This is a genomic window from Arthrobacter sp. KNU40 (genome assembly GCF_051515115.1).
GTDB lineage: Bacteria > Actinomycetota > Actinomycetes > Actinomycetales > Micrococcaceae > Arthrobacter.
The window spans coordinates 1,621,470-1,638,583 of sequence record NZ_CP195850.1; the positions used below are offsets into that span (position 1 = coordinate 1,621,470).

Genomic DNA, 17,114 nt, shown 5'->3' on the forward strand with positions numbered 1-17,114 from the left:
TATCCTAGAGATACACAGATTTAGACCGTCTGGATAAATTGCCATGTTGCGTCTGTTCCGTGAGACCGTGTTCACAAGACCCGGTCTTCGGGAACCCTTTTTTGGGTTCGTCCGTTCAAGGGAACAGAGGCAACGGCCGCGGCGTATCCAGACGCTGGCCGACTAAAGGAGGTCGCGATGCCCCTCTCGGAGCACGAACAGAAGCTCCTCGAGCAACTCGAGAAGCAACTGCATGAGGACGATCCAAAGTTTGCCAATTCAATGGGCTCTGACCCCATTCGCTCATGGTCGACCAGGCACATCGTTATTGGCGTTCTAGGCACTATCGCCGGGATTCTCTTGTTGTTGGTAGGTGTGTCCTTGCAGAACATCTTCCTTGGTGTGCTGGGCTTCATCGTGATGGGCGCCGGCGTTTACTTTGCCACCCTGAGAAGGGCAGCCGGCGGGAAGTCGAAGAGTGCCAAGCCGGGCAAGTCAAAGAACTCATTCATGAGCAACCTCGAAGAACGCTGGGACGAGCGCCGCCGCGGCGAGGAGAGCTGAACGCTCCACCAGGGGGCTTGTCCTCCACCGGGATGCCGAGTCCTCCACATTGCACCACCAGGCTCCGGCCTGATTGCGAAAAGACCCGAATATCGGGTCTTTTCGCATTTAACGCCACGTTCGCCGCACATCGTGAGCCTGTAAGCGCGGCTGGGGGAGCCGCCGTCGAGCGCTTCCCTAGAGGGCCGCCGCAAAGCGTCCTCCACCACCAACCACCACTGAGATCCACGTGTTTTCAGGCTCCCGCGTTCGAAAGTGGGGCAGAAACACGCCGGATTGCGTTGACTGTGGGGGCTTGTGGAGTAAAGTGGAGCGAGTAAGAGGGTAGTGGCGGCGTGGGGCAGGTACGGGCACCTTTACGGATGGGGGCGGTGGGCCAGTGTTTCTTGGCACGCATTCTCCTCGTCTGGATGAAAAGGGCCGGATCATCCTTCCCGCCAAGTTCCGCGAGGAACTTGCTGACGGCTTGGTGCTCACAAGGGGCCAGGAACGTTGCATCTACGTCTTCAGCCAGCGGGAATTCGAACGTATTCACGAATCCATGCGGGAGGCCCCCATTTCCTCCAAGCAGTCGCGTGACTACATCCGGGTTTTCCTGTCCGGAGCCTCTGACGAGGTACCTGACAAGCAGGGGCGCGTGACGATTCCGCCGGCGCTCCGGAGCTACGCAGGTCTTGAGCGGGAATTGGCGGTCATCGGCGCCGGAACCCGTGCAGAGATCTGGGATGCCCAGGCTTGGGATGAATACCTGGCCGAGAAGGAAGCCGCCTTCTCGGAGACCGACGACGACAACCTTCCCGGGTTCATTTAGAAACCGGGACAGGAAGCAGCAATGCTTCTTGGACGGGATCTCCAGCCGCCCATCACATAGTTTTCCTGGCTCACCTTCCCCGGAGCCAGGCGGACGCTGCGATAGGCGCGGATGGGGATCCGGCTCAAGAAGCGACCCGCCCAACTGACAGACGAACTATTCAGCTCTGAGGAGGCCGCATGGAGGAGCAAGACGCGCCAAAACCAACCTCGGAGCGACATGTACCGGTCCTGAAGGACCGGTGCATCAATTTGTTGGCACCAGGTTTTGAGGCCGCCCGCAGCCGTGGCGAGACGCCCGTCGTCATCGACGCCACGTTGGGAATGGGTGGCCACTCCGAAGCGATGCTGCAGCGGTTCCCCGATCTGCACCTTGTCGGCATAGACCGGGACGAAGAGGCCCTGGCCCTCGCCGGTGAGCGACTGCAACCCTTCGCGGCCCGCACTGACTTGGTGCATGCCGTCTATGACGAAATCGAAGATGTCCTCGTAGACCTTGGAATCCCGGAAGTGCACGGCATCCTCATGGATCTGGGTGTGTCTTCCCTCCAATTGGACGAGCGGGAGCGCGGCTTTGCCTACTCCTACGACGCGCCGCTGGATATGCGGATGGACACCAGCCGCGGCCAGACTGCCGCCGACGTCGTCAACAACTATTCCGAAGAAGACCTGGTACGGATTATCCGCAAGTGGGGCGAGGAGAAGTTCGCCGGCAGGATCGCAAACCGCATCGTCACGGCAAGGGCCGTCAAGCCTTTCGCCACCACCGGGGAGCTCGTCGAGCAGATCCGCGGCGTTGTTCCTGCGGCCGCCGCAAAGTCCGGCGGGCATCCGGCAAAGCGGACTTTCCAGGCCCTGCGGATTGAAGTCAACGAGGAACTCGACGTTCTGGAGAGAGCAGTGCCTGCCGCCCTCTCGGCCTCGGCAATGGGCGGACGGGTAGTGGTGATGTCTTACCACTCACTCGAAGACAAGATCGTGAAATCGGTCTTCCAGTCCCGGTCCAAATCGTCCGCCCCGCTGGGCTTCCCCGTGGAGCTGGAAGAACACAAACCGGAATTCAAGACCCTAACCAAGGGCACGGAAGTGCCCACACTTGAAGAAATCGCCGAAAACCCGCGTGCGGCATCTGCCCGCCTGCGGGCCGTGGAACGCATCAAAGCGAGGAGAACAGCATGAGCACCGCTGCCGCGAAGATCCTGCCGCCCACGGTGGGGAACACCGCGCGTGCCCTGCCCGCCCGGGGACCGGAACGCGAGACGACCCGCAAGGCGCGGACACCGCTCTCGCTCGTCCAGAGTGTTCCCGGACGACGGCGGACTCCCTTCGTCGTCTTTTGCTTCGGCGTGCTGGCCGCCGCCTTGTTGACTGTCCTGGTGCTCAACATCTCCGTTTCCACGGCCCAATACGACCTTGTGAAGCTCAGGAATGACGCTGCATCCCTGAACAAGCAGAACCAGGATCTGACACAACAGGTCCAGAACTACCAGGCTCCCCAGAATCTTGCCGCCAAGGCCGCAGAATTGGGCATGGTAGCTTCCACTGCCACCGGCCAGATCGATCTGGACAACCTGACAGTCACAGGAAAGGCCACGCCGGCAACCAAGGGACAGAATCCCGGTGCCGTCATCGCTGCTCCTGCGGTTGCAGGCCAGTCCAGCGTCGCAGCTCCTGCACCCGCCAAGAACGATTCACTGGACAGCCGTAAGCCCAACGGTGCCGCCGACTCCACCGCGGCCAAACCGCAGGCGCCCGCGGTTCCTGCGGCACCCAAGCCGCCGGTTGTGGATCTCCATGGTGGTTCGGTCCCCGCTCCGCAGCAGAAGGTACCCGGGCAGTAGCGTCCAGCCGACCTGATTTCAGGTGACCAGCAAGGCAAGCAGCAAGGAATCGACGTGGTGCAGAAGACCGGCAAATCGAAGAACAAGAGAACGCCGGTGGCGAAGAAGCGCCTGCGCCTCGGCCTCGGAATCATGCTGACGCTGTTGCTGGTGGTCGGGGGCAAATTGTTCCTCGTCCAGGGGCTGGACGTCGGTGGCCTGGCCGAGGCTGCCTACAACAACCGGCTGACCACCACCGTCCTGCCGGCCGAACGCGGCAAGATCATTGACGCCAACGGCACCGTGCTCGCCAGCAGCGTGATCCGCTACAACATTGTGGTGGACCAAACGGTCAACACCAACACATCTGAGTTTTCGCGCTACAACACCCAGACCCAAGCCATCGATAAGATCTCCAGGACCCAGGGGATTGCAGAGCTTTCCAGCGCCCTGGGGATGGACGTCAACCAGGTTACGCAGGCCGTGACCGGCGGGAAGAAATACAACATCGTGGCCAAGGAAGTGAAGCCGGACGTCGAGGACCGGATATCCCAGCTCCACATCCCGGGTATCGTCTCGGAGGGCATCAGCAAGCGCGTCTATCCCAACGGCAGCGTGGCGGGTGGCATCATCGGCTTCCTTAAGGACGGCACCACGGGCCAAGCGGGCCTTGAGCAGACCCAAGACGACCTCCTTCGCGGCAAGGACGGCAAGCGCGTCTTTGAGATCGGCGCCGACGGTCTCCGTATCCCCGTGGCAACCGATCTGCTGACCCCGGCTGTCAATGGCAAGGACGTCAAGCTGACGCTGAACACGGACATCCAGTACTTTGCGCAGCAGGCCATCCAGACCCAGGTCAACCAGCTCAATGCCGAGTGGGGATCAATCGTCGTTGAGGACATCAAGACCGGGAACCTCATTGCGATGGCGGATACGAACGCCCCGGATCCCAACGACCCGGGCAAAGTAGCGGCTGCGGACCGCGGCGTGCGGTCGGTGACGGCCGCCTATGAGCCTGGTTCGGTGGAGAAGATGATCACCGCGTCCGCTGCGATCAATGAAGGAAAGTCCAGCCCATTGGACACCGTTACCGTTCCTCCCGCCGTGACCATCGACGGTCAGACGTTCACCGATGCCTTCCTTCACGGAACCGAACAGCGGACCCTCGCCGGTATCCTCGGCTATTCGATGAACACGGGTACCGTGATGATCGGGAGCCGGCTGAGCAGGCAACAGCGCTATGACTATCTCCAGCGCTTCGGCATCGGGGAAGCCCCGGACATTGGTCTTCCCGCCGAAGCCTCAGGAATCCTGGCCAAGCCCGATCAATGGGACGACCGGCAGCAGTACACCGTCCTGTTCGGCCAAGGCGTTTCCCAGTCCACGCTGCAGACCGTCCGGGCCTACCAAAGCGTGGCCAACGACGGCGTGATGCTGCAACCCAGGTTGATCGACGGCTACGTCGGGGCCGACGGGGTCGAAGCGAAAGCACCTGCCAAGGACGCCCGGCAAGTCGTTACCAAGGACACCGCGCAGCAAGTCCGGGACATCCTGGAGAGCAACGTGACGATGGGCGAAGTGAAAGATGCTGGCATCGACGGATACCGGGTGGGCGCCAAGACAGGAACCTCCGAGGCACCCCGCGAAGACGGCCTGCCTGGCTTCGATGGCTTCACGGCCTCCATCATTGGGATGGCGCCCATGGAAAATCCACGGTTCATCGTCGAGGTTGTTGTCCAGAGGCCCAAGGGCAACATCTACGGCATCACCCAAGGACCGATTTTCCGCTCGGTGATGGGCCAGGTCCTGCGCACCTACAACGTCCCGCCGTCCACCGGCACTCCGGCGCGGTTCCCCCAATACGGCAAATAAGGACCAGGACTGCAAATAAGGCCAGTACGGCAAGTAGTTCAGTTTCGCCAAGTAAGCTTGTTGGGCATCTGTCCGGCCACATTTAGATCAACCCATGCCGTTTGCGGGAGCCCAAGGGTTCCCGCGCGGCCAGTTTTACGAGTACCAACGGAGACCACCTTGTCAGAGCAGAATGATGCCGTATCGATCCCTACAGGGAACCCGCCGGCTACGGACAAACCCGGCTTCCGTCCAGCCGTCGTGGCGCCGGTTGCCCTGGAGGCCATCGCATCGTCCCTCGGAATCGCGCTGACCCCGGACTCAGCCGGTACGTCGGTCACTGGGGTGTCCCTCAACTCGCGCACCGTCGAGCCGGGAGACCTGTACTTGGCCCTGCCCGGTGCCACGCGCCACGGGGCAGACTTTGTCACCCAAGCGGTGGCGGCCGGTGCTGTTGCCGTCGTGACCGATGAGGACGGCGCCCGTCAATTGGCACTCGAGGACCTTGCCGTTCCGGTGCTGATCGTTGGCGATCCCCGTGCAGCCGTCGGCACCCTCGCTGCCCTCGTTTATCGAAGCCAGCCACTCGATGGGGTTTCGCCCACGCTTTTCGGTGTAACTGGTACGAACGGCAAAACAACGACGACGTATTTCATCAACTCCTTGCTCCGTGCCCTGGGCATGAATCCCGGCCTGATCGGGACGATTGAAATTCTTGCGGGGGGCGAGGCCATCCCGAGTCTGCTGACCACGCCGGAGTCAACGGACGTCCATGCCTTGCTCGCCCTCATGCGTGAACGTGGGTTGGAGGCGGCTTCCATGGAGGTGTCCTCCCATGCTCTTTCGTTCCACAGGGTCGACTCGGTGACATTCGACGTTGCCGGCTTCACCAATCTGACGCAGGACCACCTCGATCTGCACGGAAGCATGGACGAATACTTCCGGACCAAGGCGGAGCTGTTCACGAGAGCGCGCGCACGGCGGGCCGTAGTGACCGTGGACGATCCGTGGGGGCGCTTGCTGGCCGAAGAGGCGGGAATTCCCGTGACCACGCTGTCGGCCACCGCCGGGAGCGAAGCTGACTGGACGGTCGGGTCTTCCAAACCACGCGGACTTGGAACAGACTTCGAATTGCGCCACCGCGATGGATCGGTCCTGCGCGTCCATACCGGATTGCCGGGAGATTTCAACGTCGCCAATGCGGCCCTGGCCACCATCATGGTGCTCGACTCCGGCATCGACCGGTCGGCGCTTCAGGCGGCCCTGGACAGCCACGATCCCTTCACGGTTTCTGTGCCCGGCCGGATGCAGCTGATTTCCGATGCCCCGGCTTCGGTTGTCGATTTCGCGCACAACCCGGACGCGCTGGCGCGCGCCCTGAGCGCGATACGCCCGAAGACACCCGGATCCCGCGTGATCGTCGTTTTCGGCGCCACAGGACAGCGCGACCAGGGTAAGAGGCCGACCATGGGCGCCATAGCTGCCCGGCTCGCCGACGTCGTGATTGTCAGCGACGACGATCCCCATGACGAAGACGCTGCGGCGATCCGTTCGGAAGTCATCGCCGGCGCCCGGGCCGCCCGCGAGTCGGAGGACCTTGACTGCGAGATCGTGGAAGCGTACCCCCGGGACGTCGCCATCCGTCAAGCCGTGGATCTGGCCACCGAGAAGGACATCATCCTGATCGCCGGCCGAGGACATGAGGTCTGGCAGGAAGTGAAGGGCGTCAACCTTGCCCTCGACGACCGGGTGGAACTGCGGGCGGCCTTGACAGCCAGGGGATTCAAGGTTTCCACGGACGAGCGGATAGAGTCCTAGACCGAGATGATTGCACTTACTGCGGCGGAGATCGCCGATATTACCAATGGCCGATTGGCAGCGGACCCGGGGATTGTCCCGGCGTCCATCGTTACCGACTCCCGTGAGGCGGCGGCCGGATCGCTGTACGTGGCCAAACCAGGTGAGAACGCTGACGGCCATGCCTACGTGGGCGCCGCTTTCGAGCGCGGGGCTGTCCTGGCGCTGACCGAGCGCGACGTTTCCGACGACGACGGCCGGCAGTACCCCGCCGTCGTCGTCGATGACGCCGTGATCGCGATGGGTGCCCTGGCCGCAGAGTCCGTGCGCCGCATCCGTGCCGCACGTGCGGCCCAGGGGGAGCCCTTCACTGTCATAGGGATCACAGGCTCGGCGGGCAAGACAACTACCAAGGACTTGCTCGCGGGCATTCTTTCCCGGGCTGGCGCCACAGTGGCACCGCAGGGTTCGTACAACGGTGAAGTCGGCGTGCCGCTCACCGTGTTCGGAGCCGATGCGGGCACGCGCTACCTCGTGATCGAAATGGGCGCCACCGGGATTGGCCACATCAAATACCTCGCCGAGATGGTCCAACCGGACATCGGCGTCGTTCTTTGCGTCGGCACCGCCCACGCCGGCGAGTTCGGTGGGGTGGAGAACATAGCCAAGGCCAAGGGCGAACTCGTCGAAGCGCTGGGGCAGGACGGAACCGCCGTCATCAACCTCGACGACGCGCGCGTCGCGGCGATGGTCTCCCGCACCCAGGCAAAAGTGCTAGGAACCACCGCTACTGGCATTTCCGGCTCGGAGGTCGAAGCCAGGAACGCCGATATCGATGAGGACGGCCACCCGGAGTTCGAACTCATCCTTCCCGACGGCGGGGTCCCCCATCGCGTCCACAGCAAGCTGATCGGTGCGCACCACGTCACCAACCTGCTTGCCGCCGCGGCCGCCGCGTTCGCGGCAGGCCTCCCTGCAGCCGGGATCGCCGACTCGCTGAGCGAGCAGTCGCCGGCCAGCCGGTGGAGAATGGAACGCACTGAGCGGGCAGACGGCGTCACCATCATCAACGACGCGTACAACGCGAATCCGGAATCCATGCGCGCAGCCTTGCGCACCCTCGCGGACCTCGGCCAGGGACGCCGCACCTGGGCAGTGCTTGGCGCGATGTTGGAACTCGGCGAAGATTCCATCCGCGAACACACCATAGTGGGGACGCAAGTGGTTCGCTTGAACATTTCCAGGCTCGTGGTGGTTGGCCGCGAAGCCCGGGCGCTATACATTTCCGCGATCCAGGAAGGCTCCTGGGGCGACGAATGCATTTTCGCTGAAACGGCCGACGAGGCCTACGAACTGCTGCAGGCCGAGCTCAAACCAGGCGACTTGGTGCTTTTCAAGTCCTCGAACGGGGTCGGCTTAAGGCATTTGGGGGATCGGATAGCATTACCTCCACAGGCCGGTACGAGTGCGAACACCGCGGCTGCAACTGCCGCCAATGAAGGGAACGAGCTGCTGTGATTGCACTGTTGATCGGCGCGGGCGTGGCCCTCCTGGTGGCCTTGGTCGGAACGCCACTCTTCATCCGGTTCCTCGTCACCAAGGGATACGGCCAGTTCATCCGCGACGACGGACCCACCTCGCACCACACCAAGCGCGGTACTCCCACCATGGGCGGGACGGTCGTGGTGGCCGCCGTACTCATCAGCTATGGGTTGACCCACCTGATCATGTGGATGATGAACCCGCGATCACCGGGCCCGTCGGCCTCGGGCTTGCTCTTGTTGTTCCTGATGGTGGGAATGGGATTCGTTGGTTTCCTCGACGATTTCATCAAGATTTCCAAGCAACGCAGCCTCGGACTCAATGCCAAGGCCAAGCTGATTCTCCAAGCATTTGTCGGCATTGTCTTCGCAGTACTCGTCCTGAACTTCCCCGACTCGCAGGGGATCACGCCGGCCTCCACCCATATTTCCCTTGTGCGGGACATTCCCTGGCTGAACCTGGCCTTCGGGGGCACCGTCCTCGGAGCCATCCTGTTTGTCATCTGGTCGAACCTGATCGTCACTGCGGCAACCAACGGCGTCAACCTGACGGACGGACTGGACGGCCTTGCCGCCGGTGCCTCCATCATGGTCTTCGGGGCGTACACACTCATGGGAATCTGGCAGAACAACCAGGCGTGCGGTTCACCCCGCGAGGCGGGCAGCGGCTGCTATTCGGTCCGCGACCCGCTCGATCTGGCGCTCCTGGCAGCTATTTGCAGTGCCGCGCTGGTGGGCTTCCTCTGGTGGAACACGTCTCCGGCGAAGATCTTCATGGGAGACACCGGTTCCCTGGCGATCGGCGGGGCGGTGGCCGGCTTTGCGATCCTCTCCCGCACCGAACTTCTTTTGGGCATCATCGGTGGGCTTTTCGTCCTCATCACGCTGTCAGTCATCATCCAGGTGGGCTACTTCAAGCTCACCAAGGGTAAGCGGGTCTTCAAAATGGCGCCCCTTCAGCATCATTTCGAACTCAAGGGCTGGGCCGAGATCACGGTGGTTGTCCGATTCTGGATTCTTTGTGGCTTGTTCGTGGCCGCTGGCCTTGGGATTTTCTATGCTGAATGGGTGGTGCTGCTGTGAGCGCAAGTCCTCAAACCAAGCCTTCTGCCAACGACCGGCTCGAGAACCTCGTCAGTTGGGATTCCGACTGGAAGGGCCTGCGCGTCGTCGTGACCGGCATCGGCGTCTCCGGTTTCGCGGCCGCCGATACCTTGATCGAACTCGGCGCCCGGGTGGTGGTTGTTGATGCTGCCACGAGCGCTAAAGCCCTAGCACAGGCGGACACCTTGAAGATTGTCGGCGCTGCCGACGTCCTCCTCGGACAGGACGCCGTCAAAACGCTGCCCCGCGTGGACGGTGAAAAGCCCGAACTCGTCGTGACGTCGCCGGGCTGGCGGCCGGATCAGTCCCTCCTGGCAGCTGCCAAAAGGGCCCACGTACCGGTGTGGGGCGACGTCGAGCTCGCCTGGCGGGTGCGCGAACGCAAGGGCCGCAAGACGGCGGACTGGCTCACGATCACGGGTACCAACGGCAAAACCACGACGGTGGGCATGACCGAAGCCATGCTGCAGGCAGCAGGGCTCAAGGCAATCGCCGTGGGGAATGTCGGCACCCCCATCCTGGACGCACTCCGTGACCCTGTGGAGTACGACGCTTTCGCGGTTGAGCTTTCCAGCTTCCAATTGCACTGGATCGAATCGCTCTCCCCGGTGGCGAGCGTCTGCCTCAACGTCGCCGAGGACCACGTCGACTGGCACGGCTCCTACGAGTCCTACCTCGCGGACAAGGCAAAGATCTTCGAGAATACCCAGAAGGCGTGCATCTACAACGCCGAGCAGATCGAGACCGAACGCATGGTGGAAAACGCCGACGTCGTCGAGGGTTGCCGGGCGATCGGCTTCACCACCTTGACTCCGGCCATCAGCATGCTCGGCGTGGTCGAGGGCTTGCTCGTGGACCGGGCGTTCATCGAAGAGCGCAAGAGTTCCGCAGAGGAACTCGCGTCCCTGGCCGACCTGGGCACGGCTGCGCCGCGACACATGGTTGCGAACGCGCTGGCCGCCGCCGCACTGGTGCGCGCCTACGGCGTCGAACCGGCCGCAGTGCGTGAGGGGCTCAGGAACTATCTCCCCGGAAATCACCGTATCCAGCCTGTGGCCAGGCAGAACGGCGTCCTCTGGGTCAACGACTCGAAGGCGACCAATCCGCATGCTGCTTCTGCGGCCCTGTCGGCGTTCGATCGGGTCGTCTGGATCGCCGGCGGTCTGTCCAAGGGCGTCAACTACGACGACTTGGTCAAAAGCAACGCGCGCAGGCTCAAAGCGGTGGTGCTGATCGGCTCGGACACCGCGGACCTGGAAGCCTCCCTCAAGCGACACGCAGCGGATGTGCCCGTAATCGGGCAGCCCAAGGGCGACACTGAAATGGTGCAGTCCGCCGATTCAGCTGGTACCGCCGCGGAACCGTCTCCGATCTTCGGCGACACCGTGATGGCCCATGCTGTCGAGTCGGCAGCTAGTATCGCCGAGCCCGGCGATACCGTGCTGATGGCCCCGGCGGCTGCCTCCATGGACCAGTTCTCTTCCTACGCTCACCGTGGCGATGCTTTCATCCGGGCAGTGCGCGAGCTTGTGGAAGGCCAGGCACAGACCACCGAGGAGTAACAATGGTCAGCACGCCCACGCGCAGCGGGCCCGGGCGGACCCGGGCCGGCAAGGCAGACCCCGCCGGACGCGCGGCAGGCGTGGCGCGGCCCTCGCTGCCGTCCCGCATCCGCTCGGGGATTTCCGGGTTTTGGTCGACCCTCGAAGGAAGCGGAAAGTCGAGCGGCGGGTCAACCTACTACTTGATTCTGGGTGCTTCGCTTGCCCTGACGGCCATCGGGATCATCATGGTCCTGTCGGCGTCGAGCGTCGAAGCGATTGCGGCCGGCGAATCGCCGTACTCCATCGCCACCAAGCAAGGCATGTTCGCCGCGATCGGCATCGTTGCGATGCTGGTGCTTTCGCGGGTCAACGTCCTGTGGCTTAAGCGATTCGCATGGCCCTCGATCATTCTTGCCGGCGCCTTGCTGGTGCTGGTCCTGGTCATCGGCAAACGTGTTCTGGGCAACCAGAACTGGATCGAGATCGGTGGCTTCACCTTCCAGCCATCGGAGTACGCCAAGTTCGCGCTGGTGCTCTGGATGGCCACGGTTCTTTCCGTCAAGGCAAAACTTCTTGACAAATGGATGCACGCGCTGATCCCTGTCGTGCCGGTCTCCGGCGCCATCATCACCTTGATTGTCCTGGGACATGACCTAGGCACCTCGCTGGTGGTCATGCTCATCATGGCCGCGGGATTGTTTTTCGGCGGCGTCAACCTGAAGCTTTTCGCTGCGGCCGGTGGTGTCGCCGCTGCTGCCGCCCTGATCCTGGCGTTTACGAGTGGAAACCGAATGTGCCGGATCACCTCGTGGATGGGGCAGAGCTGCGCAGGGGCAAGCGACATCGGATTCCAAAGCGAACAGGGGCTCAGCGCCCTTGCCTCGGGAGGTTGGCTAGGTGTTGGACTTGGCCAGAGCCGGCAAAAATACCAGTGGATTCCCGAAGCCCACAACGACTTCATCTTCGCTGTCATCGGGGAAGAACTCGGGCTCGTGGGGACGATCGTGGTCCTGGTGCTTTTTGCCTTGCTCGCCGTTGCTATCTACCGGGTCGTCAGCCACCAGGAAGACTTGTTCGCCCGGGTGCTCGGCGGATCGATCATGGCGTGGATGCTTGGACAGGCCGCGATCAACATGGCGATGGTGGCAGGCCTGCTCCCCGTGATCGGAGTGCCGCTGCCTTTCATTTCCTATGGCGGTTCAGCGTTGGTGATGTCGCTATGCGGCGTGGGCGTAGTGTTGTCTTTGGCCCGCGCCCAAATGGCTCCTGCCAGCCGCTCCAAGCCGCGCTGGCGATTTGCGAAAACTGCACGAAAGCGTACATAGCTCCATGAATTCCCAGCCCAAGCCCCTCTCCGTGGTCCTCGCCGGCGGCGGGACCGCCGGACACATCAGCCCCTTGCTTGCCATTGCCGATGCCATCAAGTCGCTGCGGCCCGATGCCAGGATCCTTGCCGTCGGCACACCCAACGGCATGGAAACGCGCCTCGTTCCGGCTGCCGGCTACGAGTTGGCCACCATCGACCGGGTTCCGTTTCCCAGGAAGCCTTCCGCGGATCTGCTCAAACTGCCCGGCAGGCTCGCGGCCGCCGTCAAGCAAGCGGGGCGCATTCTCGACGACGCGCAGGCGGACGTCCTCCTCGGCGTCGGCGGCTATGTCTGCACTCCCATGTACCTCGCGGCGTGGCGTCGCAGGATCCCGATCGTCATCCACGAGGCCAACACGCGCGCCGGGCTTGCCAACCGGGTAGGAGCGATGTTCACCAAATATGTGGGTGTGGCCTTCCCCGAGACCCGGCTACGGCACGCCCGGCACGTGGGGATGCCCATGCGCAAGGCAATCGCCGGTTTGGACCGGGCGGCTTGGCGCGCGGACGCCAGGCAGTCGCTCGGTCTTGACGCCGGACAGCCCGCACTCGTCGTGACGGGCGGTTCCTCCGGCGCCCAGAGCATCAACCTGACCATTGCCGGAGCCGTCGCCGCTTTGTCGGAAGCCGGTATCCAGACACTGCACATCACCGGCCGCGGCAAGGCAGTGACGAACGACGACGGCGCCCCCTTGGCTGCCGACGGCTACCACCAGGTGGAATACGTGGACGGCATGGAAAACGTCTACGCGGCCGCAGACGTCCTCCTTGCCCGATCCGGCGCGGCAACTGTCAGCGAGGTGGCCGCCGTCGGGCTCCCTGCGGTCTTCGTTCCGCTGCCCATCGGAAACGGCGAGCAGGCAATGAACGCCTCCGCGCTGGTCAAAGCCGGGGCGGCGCTTTTGGTCGACGACCGGGACCTGACCGCGGAATGGCTCAAGGCAGAGTTGATTCCGTTGCTCACGGATCAAGCCCGCCTTGAGGATATGGCGAGCAAGGCTAAGGAACTTGGCATCAGAAATGCTGATCGGCGGATGGCCGATCTCGTCTTGGAAGCGGTAACCGAATGACTCAGCCCCTCGCAGACATCGATTCCCTCGGCAGGGTCCATTTCATCGGCATCGGCGGCGTGGGCATGTCCGCCGTCGCACGCATCATGGTGGCCAGGGGCGTTCCGGTGAGCGGTTCCGACGCCAAGGACCTTCCCGTCATGCACGACCTCGGGTCCGCGGGGGCCCGCATCGCAGTCGGCTACGCTGCGGAAAATCTTCGTGACGCGCAGACCGTCGTCGCGGGTTCGGCCATCAGGGCGGACAATCCGGAGCTGGAAGCGGCCCGGGCGGCCGGCCTTCCGGTGCTCCACCGCTCGGAGGCCCTCGCGGCGACCATGGGCGCAGACCGTGTGGTGACCGTGGCCGGCACGCATGGCAAGTCCACCACCACCTCAATGGTTGCCGTGTTGCTCAAGGAAGCGGGCCTTGATCCGTCCTTCGCCATCGGCGCCAACGTACCCGCCCTCGGTGTCAACGCAGCGCACGGCACCTCGGACATCTTCGTCGCCGAAGCCGATGAATCGGACGGTTCCTTCCTTAACTACCGGCCCCTCATCGCCGTCGTCACCAACGTCGAGGCCGACCACCTCGACTACTACGGCACGCCTGAGGCTGTCTACGCCTCTTTCGACAGCTTCGCGGCACTCCTGCCCGCCAACGGCGTTCTTTTCGCCTGCGCGGACGACGACGGCGCCCGGGCCCTTGCGGAACGGACCCGCGCTGAGGGAAATACCCGGGTGCTGAGCTACGGGACCGCGGAGGACGCGGATATCCGCCTACACGATGGGGGACCCGGCGACGTCCTGGTTTCTGTCGACGGGCAGGAATACCGACTTGACCTTCAAGTGCCCGGGCGGCACAACGCGTTGAACGCGGCGGCCGCGTTCGGCGTCGCAGTCGAGCTCGGCGTGGCGCCCCAGGCTGCCGCGGCCGCCCTCGGCCATTTCACCGGAGCATCGCGCCGATTCGAGTTCAAAGGACAGGGGAGGGGCGTGCGTGTCTACGACGACTACGCCCACCACCCCACGGAAGTCCGGGCCGCCTTGTCCGCTGCACGCTCCGTGGCAGGCGGCAACAAGGTTCACGTGCTCTTCCAGCCCCACCTGTTTTCGCGCACCCGCGAGTTCGCGGAACAGTTCGCAGAGGCGCTTGGCGAGGCGGATACGGCCCTCGTGCTGGACATCTACCCTGCCCGCGAGGATCCCATTCCAGGAGTCACGAGCACCTTGATCACGGGGCGCCTCAAGAGCGGCAGGCTCGTGGCCGGCGGACAGGATGCCCTGGACGCGGTTCTTTCCGCGGCCGGCGAGGGTGACATCGTCCTGACCGTGGGAGCCGGCGACGTGACGGCCTACGGGCCCCGGATCGTGGAGCTGTTGGGTGGCTGACACCCGGAAGCCCACTTTCAAGCCGCAGGCGGGCACCCGGCCCGGAGTCGTCAGTGCTGAACGCAGCCTCGACGATCCCGTCGGGGGCCCTTCGGGGTCCGCCGGCGGCAAGGACAACAATGTGCTGGCCTTTCCCGAGCCCAAGGGACGCAAGCGGCGCCGGACGGTGATCACGGCCTTGGCCATTATTGTGGCGCTGGTCGCCGGAATAATCGTTGCGGCGATCTACTCGCCGGTCTTCGCCGTGCGCACGGTGACGGTCGACGGCACCAAGCTGCTCCAGGCGGGGAGCGTCCAGAAGGCCCTGGAACCGGTGAAGGGAAAACCCCTTCCACAAATCAGCGACGCCGAGATTGCCGCGCTGCTCAAGCCCCTTGTCCAGGTGCGCTCCGTCAGTACCGAAGCCCGCCCTCCGTCGGAGCTCTTGGTCCACGTCGTCGAACGGGTACCCGTGGCCCTGGTCAAGAGCGGCGACAACTATTCACTGGTTGACGTCGACGGCGTCCAGCTCGGATCAACCGCCGATACCGCATCGGTTGCCTTGCCCCTCATCGACGGACAAGGAGCCAACCAGAATCTCTTCCGGGCGATCACTGCAGTTCTTGCGACCCTGCCGGCGGATGTCCTGGCCAAGATGGCCAGCGCGTCGGCCTCGTCGCCGGACGCCGTCGAGCTCAAGCTCACGGACGGCAAGATCGTTGTGTGGGGGAATGCGGACGAGAAGGAGCTGAAGGCGCGCGTCCTTCAGGCGTTGCTCAAGGCTCCCGCCAATCCAAAAGTTCCGGTGAATGTCTACGATGTCAGCGCACCGAGGCACCCGTTCACCAAATAGGCCATTTCAGGAAGTAACCTCACTGACGCACAGGGCTATTTTTCGGACTTTCACACGACACGCGGAGTCGGTCATTGAATGTCGGATTCATAGCCCATACCGTCACTTAGGAGTTACTTGACATAACTATAACCTTCAACTAGAGGGTTAAGGTCCAAGAATTCAAGTTGGACTCGATCTGTTTCGCTATAGGACACAAGCAAGGGGCACGAAACGTGGCAGCACCGCAGAATTACTTGGCCGTCATCAAGGTCGTCGGCATCGGCGGCGGTGGCGTGAATGCAGTTAACCGAATGATCGAAGTCGGCCTTCGCGGCGTCGAGTTCATCGCCATCAACACCGATGCCCAGGCTCTCCTCATGAGCGACGCCGACGTCAAGCTTGACGTCGGACGCGAGCTCACACGCGGTCTGGGAGCCGGCGCCAACCCCGACGTCGGACGCCAGGCAGCCGAGGACCACGCCGATGAGATCGAAGAGGTTATCCGCGGAGCCGACATGGTCTTCGTCACCGCAGGCGAAGGCGGCGGCACCGGAACCGGCGGCGCCCCCGTCGTGGCCCGGATCGCCCGCTCGCTCGGCGCCCTGACCATCGGTGTTGTCACGCGGCCCTTCACCTTCGAAGGCCGCCGGCGCGCCGGTTCGGCCGAGGCTGGAATCGACGCCCTGCGCGACGAAGTCGATACCCTCATCGTCATTCCCAACGACCGCCTCCTGTCCATCAGCGACCGTAACGTCTCCGTCCTGGACGCTTTCCGTTCCGCTGACCAAGTACTCCTGTCCGGTGTCCAAGGCATCACGGACCTCATCACCACCCCGGGCCTGATCAACCTCGACTTCGCCGACGTCAAGTCGGTCATGCAGGGCGCAGGCTCCGCGCTGATGGGTATCGGCTCAGCGCGCGGCGAGGACCGCGCTGTCAAGGCCGCAGAACTCGCCATCGCTTCGCCCCTGCTGGAAGCGTCGATCGATGGCGCCCACGGCGTCCTGCTCTCCATCCAGGGCGGTTCGGACCTGGGTCTGTTCGAAATCAACGAAGCCGCAAGGCTCGTGCAGGAAGTGGCCCACCCCGAAGCCAACATCATCTTCGGTGCCGTCATTGACGACGCCCTGGGTGACGAAGCACGCGTCACGGTCATCGCCGCTGGTTTTGACGACGTCAAGGCCACATCACCGTCAATGAACCAGTCTGCTGCCCAGCAGCCCGGTCAGCACCAGGCCCCGGCGGCCCCGGATCGTCCTGCACCCTCAGCTGCACCGGCCTATTCCGCGCCGCAGCACGTTTCCGCCGGCGTCGGGGCTTCCGGCTTGAGCAACTGGGGCCAGCAGCGCCCTTCGGCATTGCCGGCTGACTCGGGCTTCGACGTCGACCTCCCGGCCGTCGTCGAACCGGACCTTTCGGGAAGCCGCACCGACGACCTCGATGTTCCGGACTTCCTGAAGTAGCAGGTCTGTTCAAACCCACCC

At 63.5% G+C, this 17,114-nt stretch carries 14 protein-coding genes; all 14 read left to right on the top strand.

Annotated elements, in window-relative coordinates:
• The first annotated feature begins 177 nt into the window (after positions 1-177).
• The 14 genes from ACSKT0_RS07625 (at position 178) to ftsZ (ending at position 17,093) form a co-directional block, all read left to right on the top strand.
• Entirely contained in the window at positions 178-543 is a 366-nt protein-coding gene (locus tag ACSKT0_RS07625; protein WP_059389148.1) for a DUF3040 domain-containing protein, read from the top strand.
• 379 nt (positions 544-922) lie between these two features.
• Positions 923-1,354, top strand: coding sequence for a division/cell wall cluster transcriptional repressor MraZ (gene mraZ / locus ACSKT0_RS07630; protein ID WP_059389147.1), 432 nt, complete (start codon positions 923-925; stop codon positions 1,352-1,354).
• 179 nt (positions 1,355-1,533) lie between these two features.
• Positions 1,534-2,532, top strand: a complete 999-nt coding sequence (rsmH, locus tag ACSKT0_RS07635) for a 16S rRNA (cytosine(1402)-N(4))-methyltransferase RsmH (RefSeq protein ID WP_437773198.1) — start codon at positions 1,534-1,536, stop codon at positions 2,530-2,532.
• Positions 2,529-3,194 (top strand): hypothetical protein, encoded by a 666-nt coding sequence (locus tag ACSKT0_RS07640; protein WP_437773199.1) that lies wholly within the window; start codon positions 2,529-2,531, stop codon positions 3,192-3,194. The genes rsmH and ACSKT0_RS07640 overlap by 4 nt, the downstream gene beginning before the upstream one ends.
• 54 nt (positions 3,195-3,248) lie before the next feature.
• Complete coding sequence (locus ACSKT0_RS07645) at positions 3,249-5,045, top strand: peptidoglycan D,D-transpeptidase FtsI family protein (protein WP_437773200.1); 1,797 nt, start codon at positions 3,249-3,251, stop codon at positions 5,043-5,045.
• 159 nt (positions 5,046-5,204) lie between these two features.
• Complete coding sequence (locus ACSKT0_RS07650; RefSeq protein WP_437773201.1) at positions 5,205-6,842, top strand: UDP-N-acetylmuramoyl-L-alanyl-D-glutamate--2,6-diaminopimelate ligase; 1,638 nt, start codon at positions 5,205-5,207, stop codon at positions 6,840-6,842.
• Between the two features lie 6 nt (positions 6,843-6,848).
• A complete protein-coding gene (locus tag ACSKT0_RS07655) occupies positions 6,849-8,339 on the top strand; it encodes a UDP-N-acetylmuramoyl-tripeptide--D-alanyl-D-alanine ligase (protein WP_437773202.1) in 1,491 nt (496 codons plus the stop codon).
• A complete protein-coding gene (mraY, locus tag ACSKT0_RS07660; RefSeq protein ID WP_437773203.1) occupies positions 8,336-9,445 on the top strand; it encodes a phospho-N-acetylmuramoyl-pentapeptide-transferase in 1,110 nt (369 codons plus the stop codon). The genes ACSKT0_RS07655 and mraY overlap by 4 nt, the downstream gene beginning before the upstream one ends.
• Complete coding sequence (murD, locus tag ACSKT0_RS07665) at positions 9,427-11,028, top strand: UDP-N-acetylmuramoyl-L-alanine--D-glutamate ligase (RefSeq protein ID WP_437773204.1); 1,602 nt, start codon at positions 9,427-9,429, stop codon at positions 11,026-11,028. Before mraY ends, murD begins: the two co-directional genes overlap by 19 nt.
• A 2-nt stretch (positions 11,029-11,030) precedes the next feature.
• The gene (gene ftsW, locus ACSKT0_RS07670) at positions 11,031-12,335 is read left to right on the top strand and encodes a putative lipid II flippase FtsW (protein ID WP_437773205.1); all 1,305 of its coding nucleotides are present in this window, start codon (positions 11,031-11,033) and stop codon (positions 12,333-12,335) included.
• 4 nt (positions 12,336-12,339) lie between these two features.
• Positions 12,340-13,446 carry an undecaprenyldiphospho-muramoylpentapeptide beta-N-acetylglucosaminyltransferase gene (gene murG, locus ACSKT0_RS07675; RefSeq protein WP_437773206.1) on the top strand — a complete coding sequence of 369 codons (1,107 nt, stop codon included), beginning with the start codon at positions 12,340-12,342 and terminating at the stop codon, positions 13,444-13,446.
• The gene (gene murC / locus ACSKT0_RS07680) at positions 13,443-14,816 is read left to right on the top strand and encodes a UDP-N-acetylmuramate--L-alanine ligase (RefSeq protein ID WP_437773207.1); all 1,374 of its coding nucleotides are present in this window, start codon (positions 13,443-13,445) and stop codon (positions 14,814-14,816) included. The genes murG and murC overlap by 4 nt, the downstream gene beginning before the upstream one ends.
• A complete protein-coding gene (locus ACSKT0_RS07685) occupies positions 14,809-15,648 on the top strand; it encodes a cell division protein FtsQ/DivIB (protein ID WP_437773208.1) in 840 nt (279 codons plus the stop codon). Before murC ends, ACSKT0_RS07685 begins: the two co-directional genes overlap by 8 nt.
• A 215-nt stretch (positions 15,649-15,863) precedes the next feature.
• On the top strand, positions 15,864-17,093 hold the full coding sequence (ftsZ, locus tag ACSKT0_RS07690; protein WP_236816900.1) for a cell division protein FtsZ: 1,230 nt from the start codon (positions 15,864-15,866) through the stop codon (positions 17,091-17,093).
• The last annotated feature ends 21 nt before the right edge of the window (positions 17,094-17,114 follow it).